The organism is Arthrobacter sp. StoSoilB5 (genome assembly GCF_019977235.1).
Lineage (GTDB): Bacteria > Actinomycetota > Actinomycetes > Actinomycetales > Micrococcaceae > Arthrobacter.
In genome coordinates this window covers 4,680,720-4,697,199 of sequence record NZ_AP024646.1, presented here as the reverse complement: position 1 = coordinate 4,697,199, position 16,480 = coordinate 4,680,720, and the positions used below count along the sequence as shown (strand labels likewise).

The 16,480-nt window shown below is 63.7% G+C and carries 16 protein-coding genes; 5 read left to right on the top strand and 11 right to left on the bottom strand.

Annotated features, from left to right (window positions below):
* Positions 1–858: a prephenate dehydratase gene (locus tag LDN75_RS21290; RefSeq protein WP_223934668.1), complete on the bottom strand. Its 858-nt coding sequence runs from the start codon at positions 856–858 to the stop codon at positions 1–3.
* A 114-nt stretch (positions 859–972) separates the two neighbouring features.
* Complete coding sequence (locus LDN75_RS21285) at positions 973–2,385, bottom strand: aldehyde dehydrogenase family protein (RefSeq protein ID WP_223937660.1); 1,413 nt, start codon at positions 2,383–2,385, stop codon at positions 973–975.
* Between the two features lie 162 nt (positions 2,386–2,547).
* Here LDN75_RS21285 and LDN75_RS21280 point away from each other — a divergent pair, with 162 nt between their 5' ends.
* The gene (locus tag LDN75_RS21280) at positions 2,548–3,198 is read left to right on the top strand and encodes a LysE family translocator (protein WP_223934667.1); all 651 of its coding nucleotides are present in this window, start codon (positions 2,548–2,550) and stop codon (positions 3,196–3,198) included.
* Here the strand turns inward: LDN75_RS21280 and LDN75_RS21275 are convergent, their stop codons facing one another.
* Positions 3,199–3,789, bottom strand: a complete 591-nt coding sequence (locus LDN75_RS21275) for a TetR/AcrR family transcriptional regulator (RefSeq protein WP_223934666.1) — start codon at positions 3,787–3,789, stop codon at positions 3,199–3,201.
* Between the two features lie 123 nt (positions 3,790–3,912).
* Between LDN75_RS21275 and LDN75_RS21270 the strand changes: the two genes are divergently transcribed.
* The 4 genes from LDN75_RS21270 (at position 3,913) to LDN75_RS21255 (ending at position 8,564) form a co-directional block, all read left to right on the top strand.
* Positions 3,913–5,910: a primary-amine oxidase gene (locus LDN75_RS21270; RefSeq protein WP_223934665.1), complete on the top strand. Its 1,998-nt coding sequence runs from the start codon at positions 3,913–3,915 to the stop codon at positions 5,908–5,910.
* Between the two features lie 20 nt (positions 5,911–5,930).
* Positions 5,931–6,374 (top strand): hypothetical protein, encoded by a 444-nt coding sequence (locus tag LDN75_RS21265; RefSeq protein WP_223934664.1) that lies wholly within the window; start codon positions 5,931–5,933, stop codon positions 6,372–6,374.
* Positions 6,375–6,472: 98 nt separating this feature from the next.
* A complete protein-coding gene (locus LDN75_RS21260; protein ID WP_223934663.1) occupies positions 6,473–7,777 on the top strand; it encodes an amino acid permease in 1,305 nt (434 codons plus the stop codon).
* Positions 7,752–8,564, top strand: a complete 813-nt coding sequence (locus LDN75_RS21255; RefSeq protein ID WP_223934662.1) for a hypothetical protein — start codon at positions 7,752–7,754, stop codon at positions 8,562–8,564. Before LDN75_RS21260 ends, LDN75_RS21255 begins: the two co-directional genes overlap by 26 nt.
* 7 nt (positions 8,565–8,571) lie before the next feature.
* Here the strand turns inward: LDN75_RS21255 and LDN75_RS21250 are convergent, their stop codons facing one another.
* From LDN75_RS21250 to LDN75_RS21215, 8 genes are all read right to left on the bottom strand, one after another.
* Positions 8,572–9,474 (bottom strand): sigma-70 family RNA polymerase sigma factor, encoded by a 903-nt coding sequence (locus LDN75_RS21250; protein WP_223934661.1) that lies wholly within the window; start codon positions 9,472–9,474, stop codon positions 8,572–8,574.
* 17 nt (positions 9,475–9,491) lie between these two features.
* Positions 9,492–9,950 carry a carboxymuconolactone decarboxylase family protein gene (locus LDN75_RS21245; RefSeq protein ID WP_223934660.1) on the bottom strand — a complete coding sequence of 153 codons (459 nt, stop codon included), beginning with the start codon at positions 9,948–9,950 and terminating at the stop codon, positions 9,492–9,494.
* A 159-nt stretch (positions 9,951–10,109) separates the two neighbouring features.
* The gene (locus tag LDN75_RS21240) at positions 10,110–11,336 is read right to left on the bottom strand and encodes a pyridoxal phosphate-dependent aminotransferase (RefSeq protein ID WP_223934659.1); all 1,227 of its coding nucleotides are present in this window, start codon (positions 11,334–11,336) and stop codon (positions 10,110–10,112) included.
* A gap of 52 nt (positions 11,337–11,388) precedes the next feature.
* Entirely contained in the window at positions 11,389–12,318 is a 930-nt protein-coding gene (locus LDN75_RS21235; RefSeq protein WP_223934658.1) for a PASTA domain-containing protein, read from the bottom strand.
* Positions 12,319–12,372: 54 nt separating this feature from the next.
* Positions 12,373–12,849, bottom strand: a complete 477-nt coding sequence (locus tag LDN75_RS21230) for a hypothetical protein (RefSeq protein ID WP_223934657.1) — start codon at positions 12,847–12,849, stop codon at positions 12,373–12,375.
* A 6-nt stretch (positions 12,850–12,855) separates the two neighbouring features.
* A complete protein-coding gene (locus LDN75_RS21225; protein ID WP_223934656.1) occupies positions 12,856–13,410 on the bottom strand; it encodes a phage tail protein in 555 nt (184 codons plus the stop codon).
* Complete coding sequence (locus tag LDN75_RS21220) at positions 13,403–16,036, bottom strand: baseplate J/gp47 family protein (RefSeq protein ID WP_223934655.1); 2,634 nt, start codon at positions 16,034–16,036, stop codon at positions 13,403–13,405. The genes LDN75_RS21225 and LDN75_RS21220 overlap by 8 nt, the downstream gene beginning before the upstream one ends.
* Positions 16,033–16,467, bottom strand: a complete 435-nt coding sequence (locus tag LDN75_RS21215; RefSeq protein WP_223934654.1) for a GPW/gp25 family protein — start codon at positions 16,465–16,467, stop codon at positions 16,033–16,035. Before LDN75_RS21215 ends, LDN75_RS21220 begins: the two co-directional genes overlap by 4 nt.
* Positions 16,468–16,480: the final 13 nt, after the last annotated feature.

Genomic DNA, 16,480 nt, shown 5'->3' with positions numbered 1-16,480 from the left:
CTAGGCGTTGACGGTGTTACGTGCGCGATAGCCGTCGGCGGCGTAGACGCCCAGAATCCGCACCTCCGTGGTGAAGAATTCCAGCTCTTCAAGCGCACGGCGGAGGCGTGCGTCCGCAGGGTGCCCTTCGACGTCGGAGATAAACATGGTGGCTGCGAACTCGTTACCCACCATGTAGCTCTCAAGCCTGGTCATGTTCAGGCCGTTGGTCGCAAAACCGCCGAGTGCTTTGTAGAGAGCTGAAGGGACGTTGCGGACACGGAATACGAAGCTCGTGATTGCGGGGCCCGGGAGCTCCTCTTTGGTGGGGATTTCGCGTTCCCGCGCCAGGACTACAAAGCGTGTGGTGTTGGTGGGGTCGTCCTCGACGCCGGATGCCAGCACCTCCAGGCCATACAAGCCTGCGGCCAGTGGGGGAGCGAGGGAAAGCTTGCGGGGATCGTTCCAGTCGCGGACTTCCCTGGCTGATCCGGCAGTGTCTCCGGCGATAACTGGCTTGAGGCCCGCTTCCCGGATGATCTTGCGGCACTGGCCCAAAGCATGGATATGGCTGTGAACCTCTGTTGCGCCTTCAATGGTGCTGCCAGGAATGCCCAACAGGTCGAAGCGAATCGGCAAGAAGTACTCGCCCACGATTTGCAGCTTGGACTGGGGAAGCAGCACGTGAATGTCAGCCACACGTCCAGCGATGGAATTCTCAATCGGGATCATCGCCAGCTCGACTTCGCCCGTGGAAACCAGTTCAAACGCGTCCTCAAAGCTGGCGCACGGCACGCTTTCGAGTTCGGGGAACATTTCCTTGCACGCGAGATCCGAATTGGCTCCCGGCTCACCTTGATACGCAATCTTCTGGGCCATGGTGCCCATGCTTTCACGCGCGGCGCCGGGCCACCCAACTGAGTCGCAGTTGATGCCGTTTTGAAGGTTCAAAACGCGCTCAACTGCGACTCAGTTGGGTGGGCACAAGAGGTGTTAGCCGTTGATGATCTGCGGGACGCCCAGGGCTTTGAGGCCTTCGGCGCCGAACTCGAGGCCGTAGCCGGACTGCTTTGCGCCACCGAAGGGGATGCGGGGATCCACGGCGCCGTGCTTGTTGATCCACACCGTCCCGGCCTGGATGCGGGAGGCGACCTCTCGCGCCGCAGCCACGTCCGAAGACCAGACGGAGGCGCCCAGTCCGACGTCGAGCGCGTTCGCCTTGGCGACCGCCTCATCAACGCTGCTGTACTTGATGATCGGCAGCGCGGGTCCGAACTGTTCCTCGGCAACGAGCGGGTTGTCGTTGTCGATGTCGGCAACCAGCGTGGTGGGGTAGAAGTTACCGGGCTGGTTGGCGTCGGGGTTGCCACCGAGCAGAATGCGGGCACCGGATGCGCGAGCAGCCTCCACCAGGCGGGCCACGATGTCGTACTGCTGGCGGTTCTGCAGCGGGCCAAGGACGTTATTCTCGTCCAAGCCATTGCCCATCGGCATCGCTTGGGCAACCGCCACGAGCTCGGAACATACGGCGTCGTACTGGGACTCGTGGACGTACAGGCGCTTCAGGGCGGCGCAGGTCTGGCCGGTGTTGATGAAGGCGCCCCAGAACAAACCCTCAGCAATTGCTTTGGGGTCCGCGTCGGGTAGGACGATGCCGGCGTCGTTGCCGCCCAGTTCAAGGGTGAGGCGTTTGACGGTGTCAGCGGAGGAGCGAATGATCGCCTTGCCCGTGGCGGTGGAGCCGGTGAACATGACCTTGCCGATGGCGTCGTGCGCGGCCAGCGCTTCGCCGACGTCGCGGCCGCCGGATACCACGGTGAGCAGGCCTTCGGGCAGTTCCTGGTTGATGATCGAAGCCAACGCCAGCACGGACAAGGGCGTGTATTCGGAGGGTTTGACCACCACGGCGTTGCCCATGCGCAGGGCGGGGGCGATCTGCCAGATGGTGATCATCATGGGCCAGTTCCACGGGCCGATGGCACCGACGACGCCGATGGGCCGGTAGTGCAGCTCGGCGTGGGTTTCGCCGTCGTCCACTACGGTTTCGGGGTCCAGTGGCGTGGCGGCGGTCGCGCGGAGCCAGGCGGCGCAGGCGCCGACTTCGAAGCGGGCGTTCGGGCCGTTGAGCGGTTTGCCCTGCTCGCGGGAGAGCAGTTGGGCGAGTTCTTCTGCAGAGCGTTCGACGGCGTCGGCGGCCCTCATGAGCGCGGCGGACCGGGCGTCGTGGCCCAAGGCAGCCCAGGCAGGCTGGGTGGCACGGGCAGCGTCAATGGCGGCCTCAAGGTCTTCGACAGAATGAACCGGTGCTTCGCCGACGGCCTCTCCCGTGGCAGGGTCAAAGATGGTGCGGCTGTTCTGGCCCGGGGCCGGGGTGATCGAGGCCAGCAGGGCGTCGTAAGTCTCCATTGGTACTCCGCTCAGGTAGTAAGTCTTGGCGGCCAGTGAGGCGCGCGGCGATGTCTCCAGTGTGGTTGGCGTCACGTGGAAGGGTCTTGTCGATGCACGAACAGCCCTTGACGGGAAGCGAACGCTTTCCAGCGAACCCCTCCATGCCGGATAATTTGGCGGGTGACTCTTGCTTCCCTCGCTGCCTTTGCATGCCTCTGCCTGGTCCTGTCCGTAACGCCGGGTCCGGACACCTTTCTGGTCCTCCGCATTGCGTTGAACCGTCCCAGCGCCGGAATTGCTGCGGCGGCGGGTTCTGCCGTGGGCGCGATTGTTTGGGCTGGACTGGTGGGCATTGGCCTCGCTGCCATCCTGGAGCAGTCCGCGGAACTGTTCCGCTGGGTCAAGATCGCAGGTGGCCTGTACTTGCTGTACCTGGGCGTTTCTTCGTTCATCAAGTCCAGGAAAGCGGCCAGGGCAGCCAAAGCAGGCGGCGAGGCAGAGGGCTCCAACGCGCCTCTCCCATACAGCCGGCTCTCGGCCTTGGGAGCTGGGGCATTGTCCACTCTCCTGAACCCCAAGGTTGGCCTGTTCTACTTGGCCGTGGTCCCGCAGTTTATCCCGCACGGCGGAGACACTATGGGTACCTCGCTCATTCTGGGCATCGTGGTTGCAGTCATTGCCTTCGCGTACCTGTCGATGATCGCGGTGGTGGCGTTCAAGGCGATGCGGTGGCTCAAGCGCCCCAAGGTGAGTACCGCCGTCGAGCGTGTCAGCAGCGGTGTGATCGCGGGACTGGGCGTCGGTGTTGTGGCGTCGGGGGCCACCACTTAGCTAGCCCGCCAGCAGCGTCAGATAATTCTCCAGCTGCCCTGCAAGGTCCTGGGAAAAATGTTCTGCAGGGGAGAGTGCTGCCACGATTTGGGCACCAAGCATCATGTTGAGCAGGTGATCGGCGACGGCGGCGTCCCCAATGGGGGCGTTGATCTCACCGGCCGCTCGGGCTGCTGCCGTATGGACCGTGATGGTGTTGTGCCACTGCTTCATGGACTCGGAGTGCAGGGCCGCCATGTCTGCATCGTTGAGGGCCTTCTGCCAAAAGGGGATCACGATGCGGGCCTCATTGACCCGTTCTTCGTCCAGCGGCAGGACTTCGGCGCAGAACGCGCGGAGGGCTGCTATGCCAGCCAAACCGGAGGTCATGGTGGCGATGCGCTGGTTGGTCCGGTTGAAAACGTGGCCAAACGCAGACGTCAGCAGCAGATCCTTCGTGGGAAAGTAGGGCTTCAGGGCGCCGTTGGCAAAGCCGGCTTCCTCGGCAATTTCCCGCATGGTGGCGCCTTCAATGCCCAATCTCGCAATGATCCGCCAGGTTGCGTCCACCAGCTCGAGGCGTCGCTGATCATGGTCCACAATCTTTGGCACTAAGCGGGCTCCCTGAAAATTTTTGACGGACAGGTCTTGTGACCCATCTTACGTTTTGGTTATTCTCTACACCTATAGAAAATAAATCCTGACCCCATCATAGGTCCCGGACAAGAGGCAGCCATGACGCCCACAGCAACTGAGACAGCCAATGACGCAGCCGTTGAGGAAACCGAGTACCGCCTTGCCACGGGCTCGGAAATATCCCTGGTACAGGGGATCCTGCAGGCCGGCGGACACCTCGGCGCCGAGAAGCGCATCGCTTACCTTGGGCTCGTGGACCCCGCCCGCGGCCAGGCAAAGGAAGATCGCCGCTTCCGCGTTTTCATTCACGACATTTCCGGCGGTGCTCCGACGGACGTCCTGGTGTCGGTGACACACGGTGAGATCCTGTCCGCAACAGAACTGGACACCAAAGTCTCCGGCGAACTCCCCGTCCTGGAGGAAGAGTTCGAGGTTGTGGAGACGCTCCTCGCCACAGACGAGCGCTGGCTCGCCGCCCTTGCTGCACGCGAACTGGACGTGGAAAAGGTTCGCGTGGCCCCCTTGTCCGCGGGCGTCTTTGAATACGACGAGGAACGCGGCCGCCGCATCCTTCGTGGCCTCGCCTTTGTTCAGGACTTCCCGGAGGACAGTGCTTGGGCCCACCCTGTGGACGGGCTCGTGGCGTACGTAGACGTGGTCAACAAGGAAGTCACCCAGGTGATCGACCTCGGCGTCATGCCGATCCCGGCCGAGCATGGAAACTACACAGATCCTGAGCTGACCGGACCCCTGCGGACCTCCCAGAAGCCCATCAGCATCACGCAGCCAGAAGGCCCGAGCTTCACTGTCACGGGTGGCAACCACGTGGAGTGGGAAAAGTGGAGCGTGGACGTCGGCTTCGACGTCCGGGAAGGAGTTGTCCTCCACAACCTCGCTTTCCAGGACGGCCACAAGAAGCGCCCTATCATCAACCGTGCGTCCATCGCCGAAATGGTGGTTCCCTACGGCGATCCCTCACCCATCCGGTCCTGGCAGAACTACTTCGACACCGGCGAATACCTCGTGGGCCAGTACGCCAACTCCCTGGAACTCGGCTGCGATTGCCTTGGCGACATCACCTACCTCAGCCCGGTCATCAGCGACGCCTTCGGCAACCCCCGCGAAATCCGCAACGGTATCTGCATGCACGAGGAAGACTGGGGCATTCTGTCCAAGCACTCCGACCTCTGGACCGGAATCAACTACACTCGCCGCAACCGCCGCCTGGTGATCTCCTTCTTCACCACCATCGGCAACTACGACTACGGCTTCTACTGGTACCTGTATCTGGACGGCACCATCGAGTTCGAAGCCAAGGCCACCGGCATCGTGTTCACCAGTGCCTTCCCTGAAGGCGGCTCGGACAACATCTCCCAGCTCGCGCCCGGCCTCGGTGCTCCGTTCCACCAGCACCTCTTCAGCGCCCGTTTGGATATGGCCATTGACGGTTTCACCAACCGCGTGGAAGAAGAGGATGTGGTCCGCCAGGCCATCGGCGAAGGCAATGAGCGCGGCAACGCATTCTCCCGCAAGCGCACAGTCCTGACCCGCGAGTCGGAAGGCGTCCGGGAGGCCGACGCACGCGCAGGCCGGACCTGGATCATCTCCAATCCCGAGTCCCTCAACCGCTTGGGCGAGCCGGTCGGCTACAAGCTTCACGCCGAGAATCAGCCCACGCTGCTGGCCGATCCCGCGTCCTCGATCGCGCGCCGCGCAGCCTTCGCCACCAAGGACCTCTGGGTCACCCGATACGCCGACGAGGAGCGCTACCCCACGGGCGACTTCGTCAACCAGCACTCCGGCGGAGCAGGTTTGCCAGCCTACGTCGCCCAGGACCGCGAGATCGACGGCCAGGACATCGTGGTTTGGCACACCTTCGGCCTCACGCACTTCCCGCGTGTGGAGGACTGGCCGATCATGCCCGTGGACACCGTCGGCTTCAAGCTGCGCCCTGAAGGCTTCTTCGACCGCAGCCCGGTGTTGGATGTGCCAGCCAACGCCGCTGGCGCAGCCTCGTGCCACAGCTCCGCTTCTGGCTCCGATGCTGGTTCCGTCCATGGCGACCCGCACGGCGAGCCCGCTGGACATTGCCACTAGAAGCGCCCGGGGCAAACGCCATGATGACGACGGAGGGACGGGTCCGGTCAGCCGGGCCCGTCCTCCATCCCCGGATCTGCGCAGTCCTCACGGCTGTGTCATGCGCGTTGCACCTCTGGCTCGCAGCCTCGGGACACCACGGCGCATGGCTCGGCATTCTCATGATCGGACTGGCAGCCGTGTGTGTCCCGTGCGCAGTGCACATTTGGCGGCACAGCCGCGTCGGAGCACTCCACCAGGTCACCATCTCGGCCGTGGCGATGATCGGCCTCCATGCCGTCCTACTGCTGGGAGCGGGCGGCGCCGGCCACGCCCACGGTGAGCGTCCGACGTCGAACGCTGTTGATACTTCCGGCGCCGCCGGACTGTTGCTGGTGATCGGACTGGAAATCACGACGGCGTTGCTCGCGGCCACGCTGGTAGCGCGGCTCCGGCGTCGGGCGCAGATAGCTGTTGCTTCCTGACCGGAAGCGCCAGCCCCGCAAGAATTCGGCAGGATATTGTCCCGAGCAGGCAGTTTTCCTGCTTGTTGCACCCGACCCGAACACTGTTCAGTAGAAGTGTGAATAGAGCTGTCAGTAATTCGGGCAAAACGGGCCTTGGGTTGTTCAGGGCAACCGGGATTTATGTAGGTGCCATTCTGGGCTCGGGCGTGCTGGTTCTGCCCGCTATCGCCGCCCAGGTTGCCGGGCCGGCGTCGTTATTGGCGTGGGCGTTGCTGCTGGTCTTCTGCACCCCGGTGGCTTTCAGTTTTGCCGAAATGTCCAGGCAGCAGCCCGACGCCGGTGGGATCGCCACGTTCGTGACCCGCGCTTTCGGGCAGCGTGCCTCAGTTGTGGCCGGCTACCTCTTTTACTTCGCCATTCCGTTTGGGGCGCCCGCAACCGCGGTGATCGGCGGGGAGTACATCGCGCATGCCATGGGCGGTGGGCGGGAGGCAGCCCTGATCGCGGCCGGGTTCATCCTGGCGGCAGGTTTCCTGAGCAACGCGGTGGGGATCCGGGTCTCCAGCAAACTTCAACTCCTCCTCATGGTCCTGCTCGTGGCGTTGCTTGCGCTCGCCGTAGCCGTAGCGGCGCCCTACGCCAAGGCAGAAAACTTCGTGCCCTTCGCCCCGAACGGTTACTGGGCCGTGGGAGGCGCAGCGAGCCTGCTTTTCTTCTGCTTCGCAGGGTGGGAAGCAGTGACGCATCTTGCCGGCGAGTTCCGCCACCCCGAACGCGACCTCAAGCGGGCCACCTGGCTGACGCTCGTCGTCGTGGGTGTCGTCTATATCGGCTTGGTGGCAGCGTGTGTCGCCGTCCTCGGTCCCGGACTCGCGGGTAGCAGCGTCCCGGTGGCCGAACTTTTGGCGAAAGGATTGGGACCCGCTGCAGCTCCGGTGACGGCCGTAGCGGCAGCCGTTTTGACGTTCGGACCACTGAATACTTTCGTGGCGGGGGCCAGCAAGCTTGGTGCCAGGTTGGCGTCCGACGGCGTGCTGCCGCGGCCTTTGGCGCGTGGCGTGGCTGCCGGGGAGGTGCCCTCTGTGAGCCTCGGCGTGCTGGCTGCCATGACGTCGCTTTCCTTTGCCTTGGCCGCTGGAGGGCTCCTCAGCATGGAATTCCAGATCGGCGCCGCATCGGCGTGCTTCACAGCTGTGACTGCTTTTGGCCTGGCCGCAGGCGTGCTCCTGTTGCCCCGTGGAACCGCGGCCTGGTTCGGCGTGATCGTCGCCGCCGTCGTGATGCTCGTGGTCCTGCTGTTCAGCGGCTGGGCGTTGCTGGTGCCGGCCGGACTTGGTGCTGCGGCATTGATGGTGGGGCGCTTGTATTTGAAACCCCCGGTGCCACAATTGAGCCATGGCCGCAGCGTGGTCAATTCGTGAAGGGTTCCGCAGCGGGCCTGACCCTGATGCCCTGCGCCGTCCCTTCTTTATTGCGGCCGTCGTTGTCTCTGCCCTGGTAGTCCTGGCTGAGGTGGGCATGTCGCTGTTGCTGGGGCAGACCGCCGTCGACCCCGTCTCGGCAAGCGATGCCAACAACCTGGGCGTCCCGCTGGATGTCTTCCTCAAGACCCAGCGGGCCGACGCCGAACCGCCAGGTGCGGGCATTGGATTCCTCGCGTTCCTGGATGGCTTGCTGCTGTTCACCGTGGTGATGCTCGGGCTCAGCCTGATCATCGATCTTCGAACATATGGCCGGATCCAGGGCGTCACGACGTTCATCGTGACGCTGCTGTGGGTCATCGCCGCGTTCTTCACGGCAATGTTGGCGCTGGCGAAACTGTTCCTGATGATCGGGTTATTTGTGGCAACCCCGTTTGGAACCATTGCGTACCTGGCCCTCTGGGGAAGCTTTCCTGAAGGGCAGGCAGCGGCAATTCTCGGTCTCTTGCTGGTGCTGAAAATCGTGTTCGCGGTGCTGTTGATCCTGAGCCAGCCCAAGTTCCTCAAAGTCACAGGGCTGGTGGTGCTGCTGGTGGTTTCGGTGCTGCTTCAGGTGATCCTCGGGCTCATCCACGGGTTCCTACCTGGGCCACTTGTGTCCATCGGGGATCAGTTCTGGGCGTTGATCACTGTGGTGGTGGCTCTCGTGTGGGCGCTGATCATGCTGATTGCGTCGATTCCGGCAATCATCAACGCCCTGCGCGTGAGCGGTTCGGCGGGGGACTGAGTCGGCCCTACGGCCCGTCCAGCGAAATCCGGGTCAGCTTGTCCGGGTTGGCAAGCTGGCGGAGCTCCCGGACGCTCCCGTCGAGGCCGGCGTCGATGAACAGGACATCGCAGCGGCCCTGATGCCTTAGCAACACGGCAGCTTCGCCGTTGACCTCGATGATCCGGGACCGGACCGGCTGTACCGGATCGAATGCGGCTGCTTTGCCGAGGATGCCCGCGAAGAACCGCCCGATCCGCTCCGCCCCGAACACGGGATTCATGGCGCTCTTGACCTTGCCACCACCGTCGGCCCATAGCACGGCGTCCCGGTCGAGCATTGCCACTACAGTGTCAATGTCACCCTGCTCGATGGCTCGTACCAGCTTCTCCAAGGCCGCGCGGTCCTTGGTCCTGGGGGCGGGAGCGTCCGGGTCGATGTCCAAGCGGCGCTCGGCCCTGGAGATCATTTGGCGTACGGCGGTTGGGGTCTTTTCCAGGATGTCCGCGATTTCCGGCGCGGACATCCCAAAAGCGCGGTGGAGCACCAGAGCAGCCCTCGCCTCCGGAGCCAGCTGCTCAGCCAAGTGAAGCAAGGTCAAGGACAGCAGCTCGCGGTTGGCCACGGTTTCTTCCGGAAGCCTGGAAGTGTCTACCGGTTCCGGCAACCAAGGGCCGGTGTAGTCCTCGCGCACAGCGGCGAGCTGGCGCACCCGGTCAACCGAGCGCCGTACGCACACTGTGGTCAACCACGCGGGCCAGGATTCCACGCCGTGGCCGTCCGCCTTGCGTTCCTGCCGGACGGCATCGATGGCAACCTCGGAGACGACGTCCTCGGCATGGCCGAAATCTCCCAACATCCGGTAGGCGATTCCCAGCAAACGATTCCGTTCGCTCTGCCACGCAGCAGTGGCCGATACCGCAAGACTCATGCCCTCCACGCTACCCCTCAGACGATCGGGTTCTTCTCGTCTACCGGCGGCTCCATCTGCGTGCTCACGGCAATCCTGTTCCACACGTTGATCGTGGAGATGGCAAGGACCAATCCGCCCATCTGGCTGTCGTCGAAATGGGTGGCGGCCGCATTCCAGATCTCGTCGGTAACGGTGTCAGGCCCCAGCTGGGTTATGGCGTCGGTCAAGGCCAGCACGGCCTGCTCGCGGGCATCGAAGAACACCTTCGAATGCTGCCACGCCGCCACGGCATGCAGCTTGCGGGCAGGAATCCCGCGCTTCCTGCCGTCCGTGGCATGCATGTCCACGCAGAAACCGCAGCCGTTCAAGATGGAGGCGCGGAGCTTGATGATTTCGTACAAGTCGGGATCGACCGACTTTCGGGCGTAGCCTTCCAGCCCGATGACAGCGGCGTAGCCGAGTTTGTTGCTGTGGCCGATACTGATGCGGGTCATGCTGTTTCCCTTCTGTGGTGGTGCCTTACATCAGGGTTGTCGTAAGCGAGGACCGAAGTGTGACAGCTTTCAGGACCTTGTTAGAGTCGGTGCGTGCGAGCTCGATCTTCTGGGCAGCCATGGCATGGCTGCAATTGATGACCCAGGCATGATGGCGCTCTAGTCCACCGGGCGGTTCCTGTACGCGGCGAGGAAATGCTCAATCCTGCGCACAGCCTCCTCGATGTCCTCCACGGTTGGCAGGATCACGAAGCGGAAGTGGTCCGGCGTGGGCCAGTTGAAGGCCGTGCCGTGCGAGACAAGGATCTTCTGTTCCTGCAGAAGCTGGAGGACGAACTTCTCGTCGCTCTCGATCGGGTAGATCTCCGGGTCCAACCGGGGGAACAGGTACATTGCGCCAGCCGCGGGGACGCATGAAACGCCCGGGATTGCCGTCAACAACTTCCACGCCAGATCCCGTTGCTCACGCAGGCGGCCGCCGGGACGGATCAGTGCCTCGATGCTCTGGTACCCGCCCAGGCAGGTTTGGATTGCGTGCTGGGCGGGAACGTTGGAGCACAGCCTCAGCGACGCCAGCAGCTCCAAGGATTCCCGATACGCAGCGGTTGCAGTCAATGGTCCCGTCACGGCAACCCAACCTGCGCGGTAGCCGGGCATGCGGTAGGCCTTGGAAAGTCCGCTGAACGTCAGAACCGGGATGTCGTCCGCTACTGCGGCGGTATGAATGTGCGGTGCGTCGACGTAGCGGATCTTCTCGTAAATCTCATCGGAAAACAGGACGAGATCATGCTTCCGCGCCAGCGCCGCGAATTGCTCAAGGATGTGCCGGGGGTACACGGCACCCGTGGGGTTGTTGGGGTTGATAATCACGATCCCGCGTGTGCGCGGGGTGATCTTCGCTTCGACGTCGGACATGTCCGGCCACCAATTCTCGTCCTCATCGCAGAGGTAGTGCACGGCGTTGCCGCCGGTGAGCGTCACCGCCGCTGTCCAGAGGGGGTAGTCGGGAGCCGGTACGAGGATCTCGTCACCGTTTTCCATGAACGCCTGCAGGGTCATGGAAATGAGTTCGCTGACGCCGTTGCCGATGAACACATCCTCGACGCCGATCGTCATCAGTCCGCGCGTCTGGTAGTACTGCGAGATCGCGGTCCGTGCGGAGAAAATACCCTTGGAATCGCTGTACCCCTGGGCCCCGCGGATGTGGTGGATCATGTCCACCACCACGGACTCCGGCGCTTCCAGCCCGAACGGCGCTGTGTCCCCAAGGTTCATCTTGAGGATGCGGTGCCCCTCGGCTTCCATGGCCTTGGCCGCCTGGAGGATGGGACCACGGAGTTCGTAGCGGACATTCTGGAGTTTGCTGGAGTGCTGCATCGGACGCATGGTTGATCTTTTCATGGCAGCTGCCCGGCAAGGCAAACTCGTCCCGAAATAGTCATGGGTTCAGCCGTACCTCGCACAGTTGGGGGTTGCTCACGCAAATGTTTACTGGATCAAGGATGATGCTGGACCTCAACTCAGTCCGCACCAAAACAAGAGCATTGACGTTGACTTTGGTGCCGACGTCGGGGTTGACGCCCACCACAACGCACCTCATCAGGGAAAGGGGAGGAGAGGTTTGGCACGCGGAACCCTGGGTGAAGTCCAGTTGAAGTTGTGCGGCCTGGAAGGCGTTGCGGGCTGTTTCGATCCGTGATCCCAGGACACTGGGCACGGTGGCCTTTACGGGCACCGCAATTTCCAGGTTGACCGTGCTGCCGCGGCCCACCTTCTCACCGCCCGCGGGACTCTGGTTGACTACCGTACCTTCGGGCGAGGCGCTCTCGATCTCGCTCGTGGCTGCTTTGAAGCCGGCGTCCGTGATGATCTGGACCGCTTCAGCCTGTGGCTTGGTTTTCACGTCCGGAACGTTGGCGTCCTTGAACATGAAATACAGGATTACGCCGATAACGGCCAGCAGCACCACACCCCCGATGATGACCCACAACCAGGGGAATCCCGGCGTCGGCTTTGGCTGTACGGCTGCGGGAACCGTCAAGGTGACCACGTGCGCCTGGTCCGCATAGTCTTCCGGCGCGTCGTCGGCGGAGTAGGCGATCAGCTTCACGGGGTAGTTGCCCTCGGAAGCCCCCGCGGTGTCGAAATTGACCACGTACTGTTCGGTGGCCCCGGCGGCGATGGTCCGCAATGGGTTGGGAATGGTGGTGTACGTTTTCGACGGCGGATTGGTCACCTGCCCGGGGAACGCGCCGAGCACCACGCGCTCGGAAGTGGTGGAGCCGTTGGTGACGGAAGCTGTCAGCGAACCCTTCCCCTCTTTAAGGACGACATCCGGGGAGCTCAACGTCATGGTGATGGCGGTCATGGCACAACAACTCCTGGGATTGCGGTTTGTAGTTTCGGTGCACAGCAGCTCATCTCAGCCTCCAGCCTTCTGGATTAGCAACACACAAGTCCCCAGGCCGGGACACACGATGCCCAGCTGTCCGCCCGAGGTTCCGAAGGTCAGGTCCACGGTCTTCCCTGGACCTGAGTTCTGCTCAGCCCGCGTGCCCTGCACAAACAGCGAGACGACCACTGCCTGCTGTGGTGCGAGCCTTGCCCGCTTGGTGGGAGGCCCGAAAGGGAACGGGCCCCCGCCGAACTCCTTCACATCGAACACACACGATCCGGTAACTACCAGTTGCGTGTCCGACGCCGAACACGAACCGCCTTGCACGGACAGGTCTGCCGACGTGAGTTGCGCGCCGGCGGCGGCATTGGCGAAACCGCCCTGCCAGTCCCGCGCCGCATCGTTGTTTCCGCCACCGCAACTGACGCCGAACACCAGCACCAAAAGCGCGATCACTCCACAGGCAACCACCACAAGAATCGGCGTGCGGTTCTCCCTATTCATGCGCCGTCACCGTTCATCCCCCCGCACCTCAACCTCATCCGTCACATGCGCGGGCTTCATGCCTCTGACGATTCTGCGGATCAACTCCAGCTGCCCACCCGCTTCCGCAGGCACCAGCACCCGGATATGGAAGGCGCCGGGGACGGACTCGACGTCGAACCCCGGCACCCCCGTGGCCAGGTGCAGGAAGCGGGTGAGCCCGTCCACTGTGCCCCGACGCGCAGAGAGCTGCGCGGCGGCCGCGATGAGTTCCCGCTGCCGGGAAATAGGAATGGCACCGGTCCCTGGAATGACGCCGGATCCAGCGCCGCCCTCCGGCCCGGGCAGCGTCAACCAGTCCAGGTCCACCCAACGCGAGAGAAAAGGAATCAACGACGACGGCGCGCGGCCAGGATCGGGAACGGTATGGATGCGGTCCAAGACCTGCCGGACGGGCTCATGCATGTCCTCGGCCACGGCAAGCAGGGCCTGCAGGGGAGAGCTGGTATCGGCGGCCACCTGGAAAACCTCCGGCAGGACCTTCAGCAGCTTGGACTCGGATGGCCCCCTGGGCTCAGCCATTGCCATGGACCACCTCGATCCTGTGGTCACCCGAGCAGAAAAGCCAGGTGTCGGGCAGCGTCACGACGTCGTCCACAATGCGCCGTGTGCAGCTCTCCCATTGACCAGCGTTGTCCCTGCTGCGATACACGCCTTTGGGACCGGCAGCGAGGACCAGGGACTTTCCGTCGGCAAGGATCGCGCCGGATACCGACCGAACCGGCTCGAAGCGGGTGCGGTCCCGAAGCGGCAGATCGCAGTTAACGTCCGGCACGCTCCACTGCGCCGACGCCTGGCCAAGTTGCAGCCGGAGCACACCGCCGCTCTGGGTAGCGGCGTAGGCAGCATCGCCCATCACGTGCACACCCCAGCAGCTTCCCCCGGTCCAGCCAGTGCTGAACTGCTCCCACGAATCCATGAACGTGTCATCGAAATCGGTACGGCCCAGCTCATCGATCTTCAGCCGCAAGCATCCCGTCCCGGTCCCTTCCGGCACTGCGCGGCCGAGCCAGACATAGCTCGCGCCGCCGTCGTACTGGATGGTCATGCAGCGGATGTCCTCGCCGGCCGCCTTGACCTGCTTGAAGCTGCCCGCGGTACCGGCGTCGGGAGAGAGCCAGACGCCAGCGGACGCCTCGGCAGCTACCACAACACCGGTCCGCCCGCGGACGTCAACCAAGGCGTCCACGGCGTAGAAACCGCGATCCGGCTGCGACGTATCCACCACGTTCTGCACGGGAATGGCCCCTTGGCTCATGGAAAGTTCGTATAGTCCGCGCTCGCCGGCAAGCAACAGCAGCGGCTCGCCTTGGCGGTCCACCCAACACAAATCGGCGACGACGAACCCCAGCTCGGCTGCTTTGCGCCAGGATTCGCCGAGGTCCTCGCTGATATAAATGCGGGAACCAGTGCCGGACACCGTGCTGACGGCCACCATGCCCGGATGCCGCTCTGGACCCACCCGGCCAGGTGCGGGAGAACGGAAGGGAGCGATGGCGCGGACGGTTTCTTCGGCACCGTCATCGGAGGCATCTTCAAACTCCGCGCAAGCTTCCCAACCGTCGGTGGCGTTGGTTGTGCGGAACAACGTACCGCGCTGGGCCACGAACCACGTTTTGTCCTGGCCTTCAGCCTGTACCAGGGACACGGCATCACTGTCCGGAACTTTGTCCACTTCCAGCCTGACCCGGTCCACATACTGAACGCCCGGCTCGGCCTCCTCCATAGCGCGATACAGATTGGAGACGCGCAGTGGCTTGCCGAAACCGGATCCATAACTGGAGGGGTCCGGGCTCAGCGGACTGATCCCTTCAGACAGGCGGCCCACGATCCTGGACTTCACGGCCTCGGCATCCTCATCGGGACGGACAACGATCCGCGCATCCACCAGCACTTGTTTGTAGAGGCCCCAGCGCACTACAGGCTCAGCGCCAACCGTGGACCGCCTGCGGAGATATTGTTCCACCTCCGTGCGCACATCGTCGCGTGCGTGTGACATAAGGTCCGCTGCCCGTAACGGTTTGACCGCCCCTGCCCTGCTGCCTGGAACGAACGGTACCAGCACAATTTCCACTTCCCCCGGCCGTGCAAACGCCCACAGGTCCTTGCGCGTGAACGCCCTCGCACGGCCCACCCCGCCGTGGCGACGTGCCAGGACCTCGTAGTCCCGGACAGTGACTGCGCGGTCGCGGGCTTGGAAATCCTGGGGCGCGCGCCTAAGGGCGTTCTCCAAAGACTCGCCATCGCGGCCCCCGGTAGCTGGTTCAGGATTAGTGACCTTGGCACCCGGAACAGGGGAACGCAACACCGTGAGCTGACCCGCGCCCACGTTGCCGCCCGCACCGCCACCGCTGCGGTACCAAGCGCGAACCTCGGCGCCCGCCCCTGGTACCAAGGGGCCCTGCCCGGTTTCCGTCCGCCCCTTGGACTCATCGTCCCACCAAGCGAACATGGCGACGCCGGCACTTCGATCAATCCGCACCGGCATCTCGCCCGGCCTTGCGTCGGCGAACGCCTCCACTTCCTTGCAATACCGGAACGGCTTTCCGTCTACAAGAACAGCCTCGCCACTGCTCAGCCGCGTCCCTGCCGGAACTTCGACGGCGATCGCAAGCCCCGCGCCCGAGACGATCGGTGCGTTGGGGATCACGAAGCTCTGGCCTGGCCTGCCGGTCCCCGTACCAATCGGTACCGCGTCATACATGGTGACATCGGCTGCAGGGACCATCACACTCGTCATGCCGGGCGCCAAAGTGGCTGCCGCCGTCGTCGTAAATAGTGGCTGGGGTGAGCCGGGAACGCCGGGCGGGCAGCTGACCTGTGTGCCCCTGGGGATACGGATTTCCTGATCCGTGGTTGTGCCTGTGGCGGATGAGCGACTGAATTCCAGCATCGTTTCCGCCGTGCTCGGCGGGTACAGGGACGTGCCCAGGAGATTCAAGTAGACGGCGTAGAGCTTGTCCGGCACGCGGTTGAGCCGGTACATGAGGGTGTCCGTAAGGTATGCGAAGGCCTCGACGATGGTGATGCCGGGATCGTGGACGGAGAGGTCCGTCCATTCGGGGGCGATCTGCTGGATCCGTTCCCGGGCACCGGCCACGAGGTCCGCGAAGCTCCGGTCGTCCAGGTTGGGCACGGGAAGACTCATGCGGCACCTCCGGATTCCACGGGCAGGGCAATGGCGATCTCGTCCTCACGTTGCGTGGTGCGGACTCGATACTTCAACCGGACCTCAAGGACTTCGGGGTCCTCCGGCGACCGTGACGCGTCAAGGGACAGGACGGTGATGCGCCGCTCCCACTGCTCCACGGCCCGGGCTACGTAGTGGATAGCCAGGCCTGCCGTGGTGTCGTCGGCCGGAGCAAACGCCAAGCGGAACAAGTGGCAGCCGTACGTCGGGCGGTTCACCCGCTCGCCGGGTCTGGTGCTCAGCAAGAGGAGCAGGGCTTGGCGGATGGAGGCCGCGTCCGTAACAGTCGCCATCCTTCCTGCCGGCGTGATGCGCAGGCCCGGGACGCCTGCGGTGGCGTCGAAGTCCGGATGGACGAAAGCAATCGACGTGTAGCGTGGGGCGCTCATGCCAGTGCCTTTT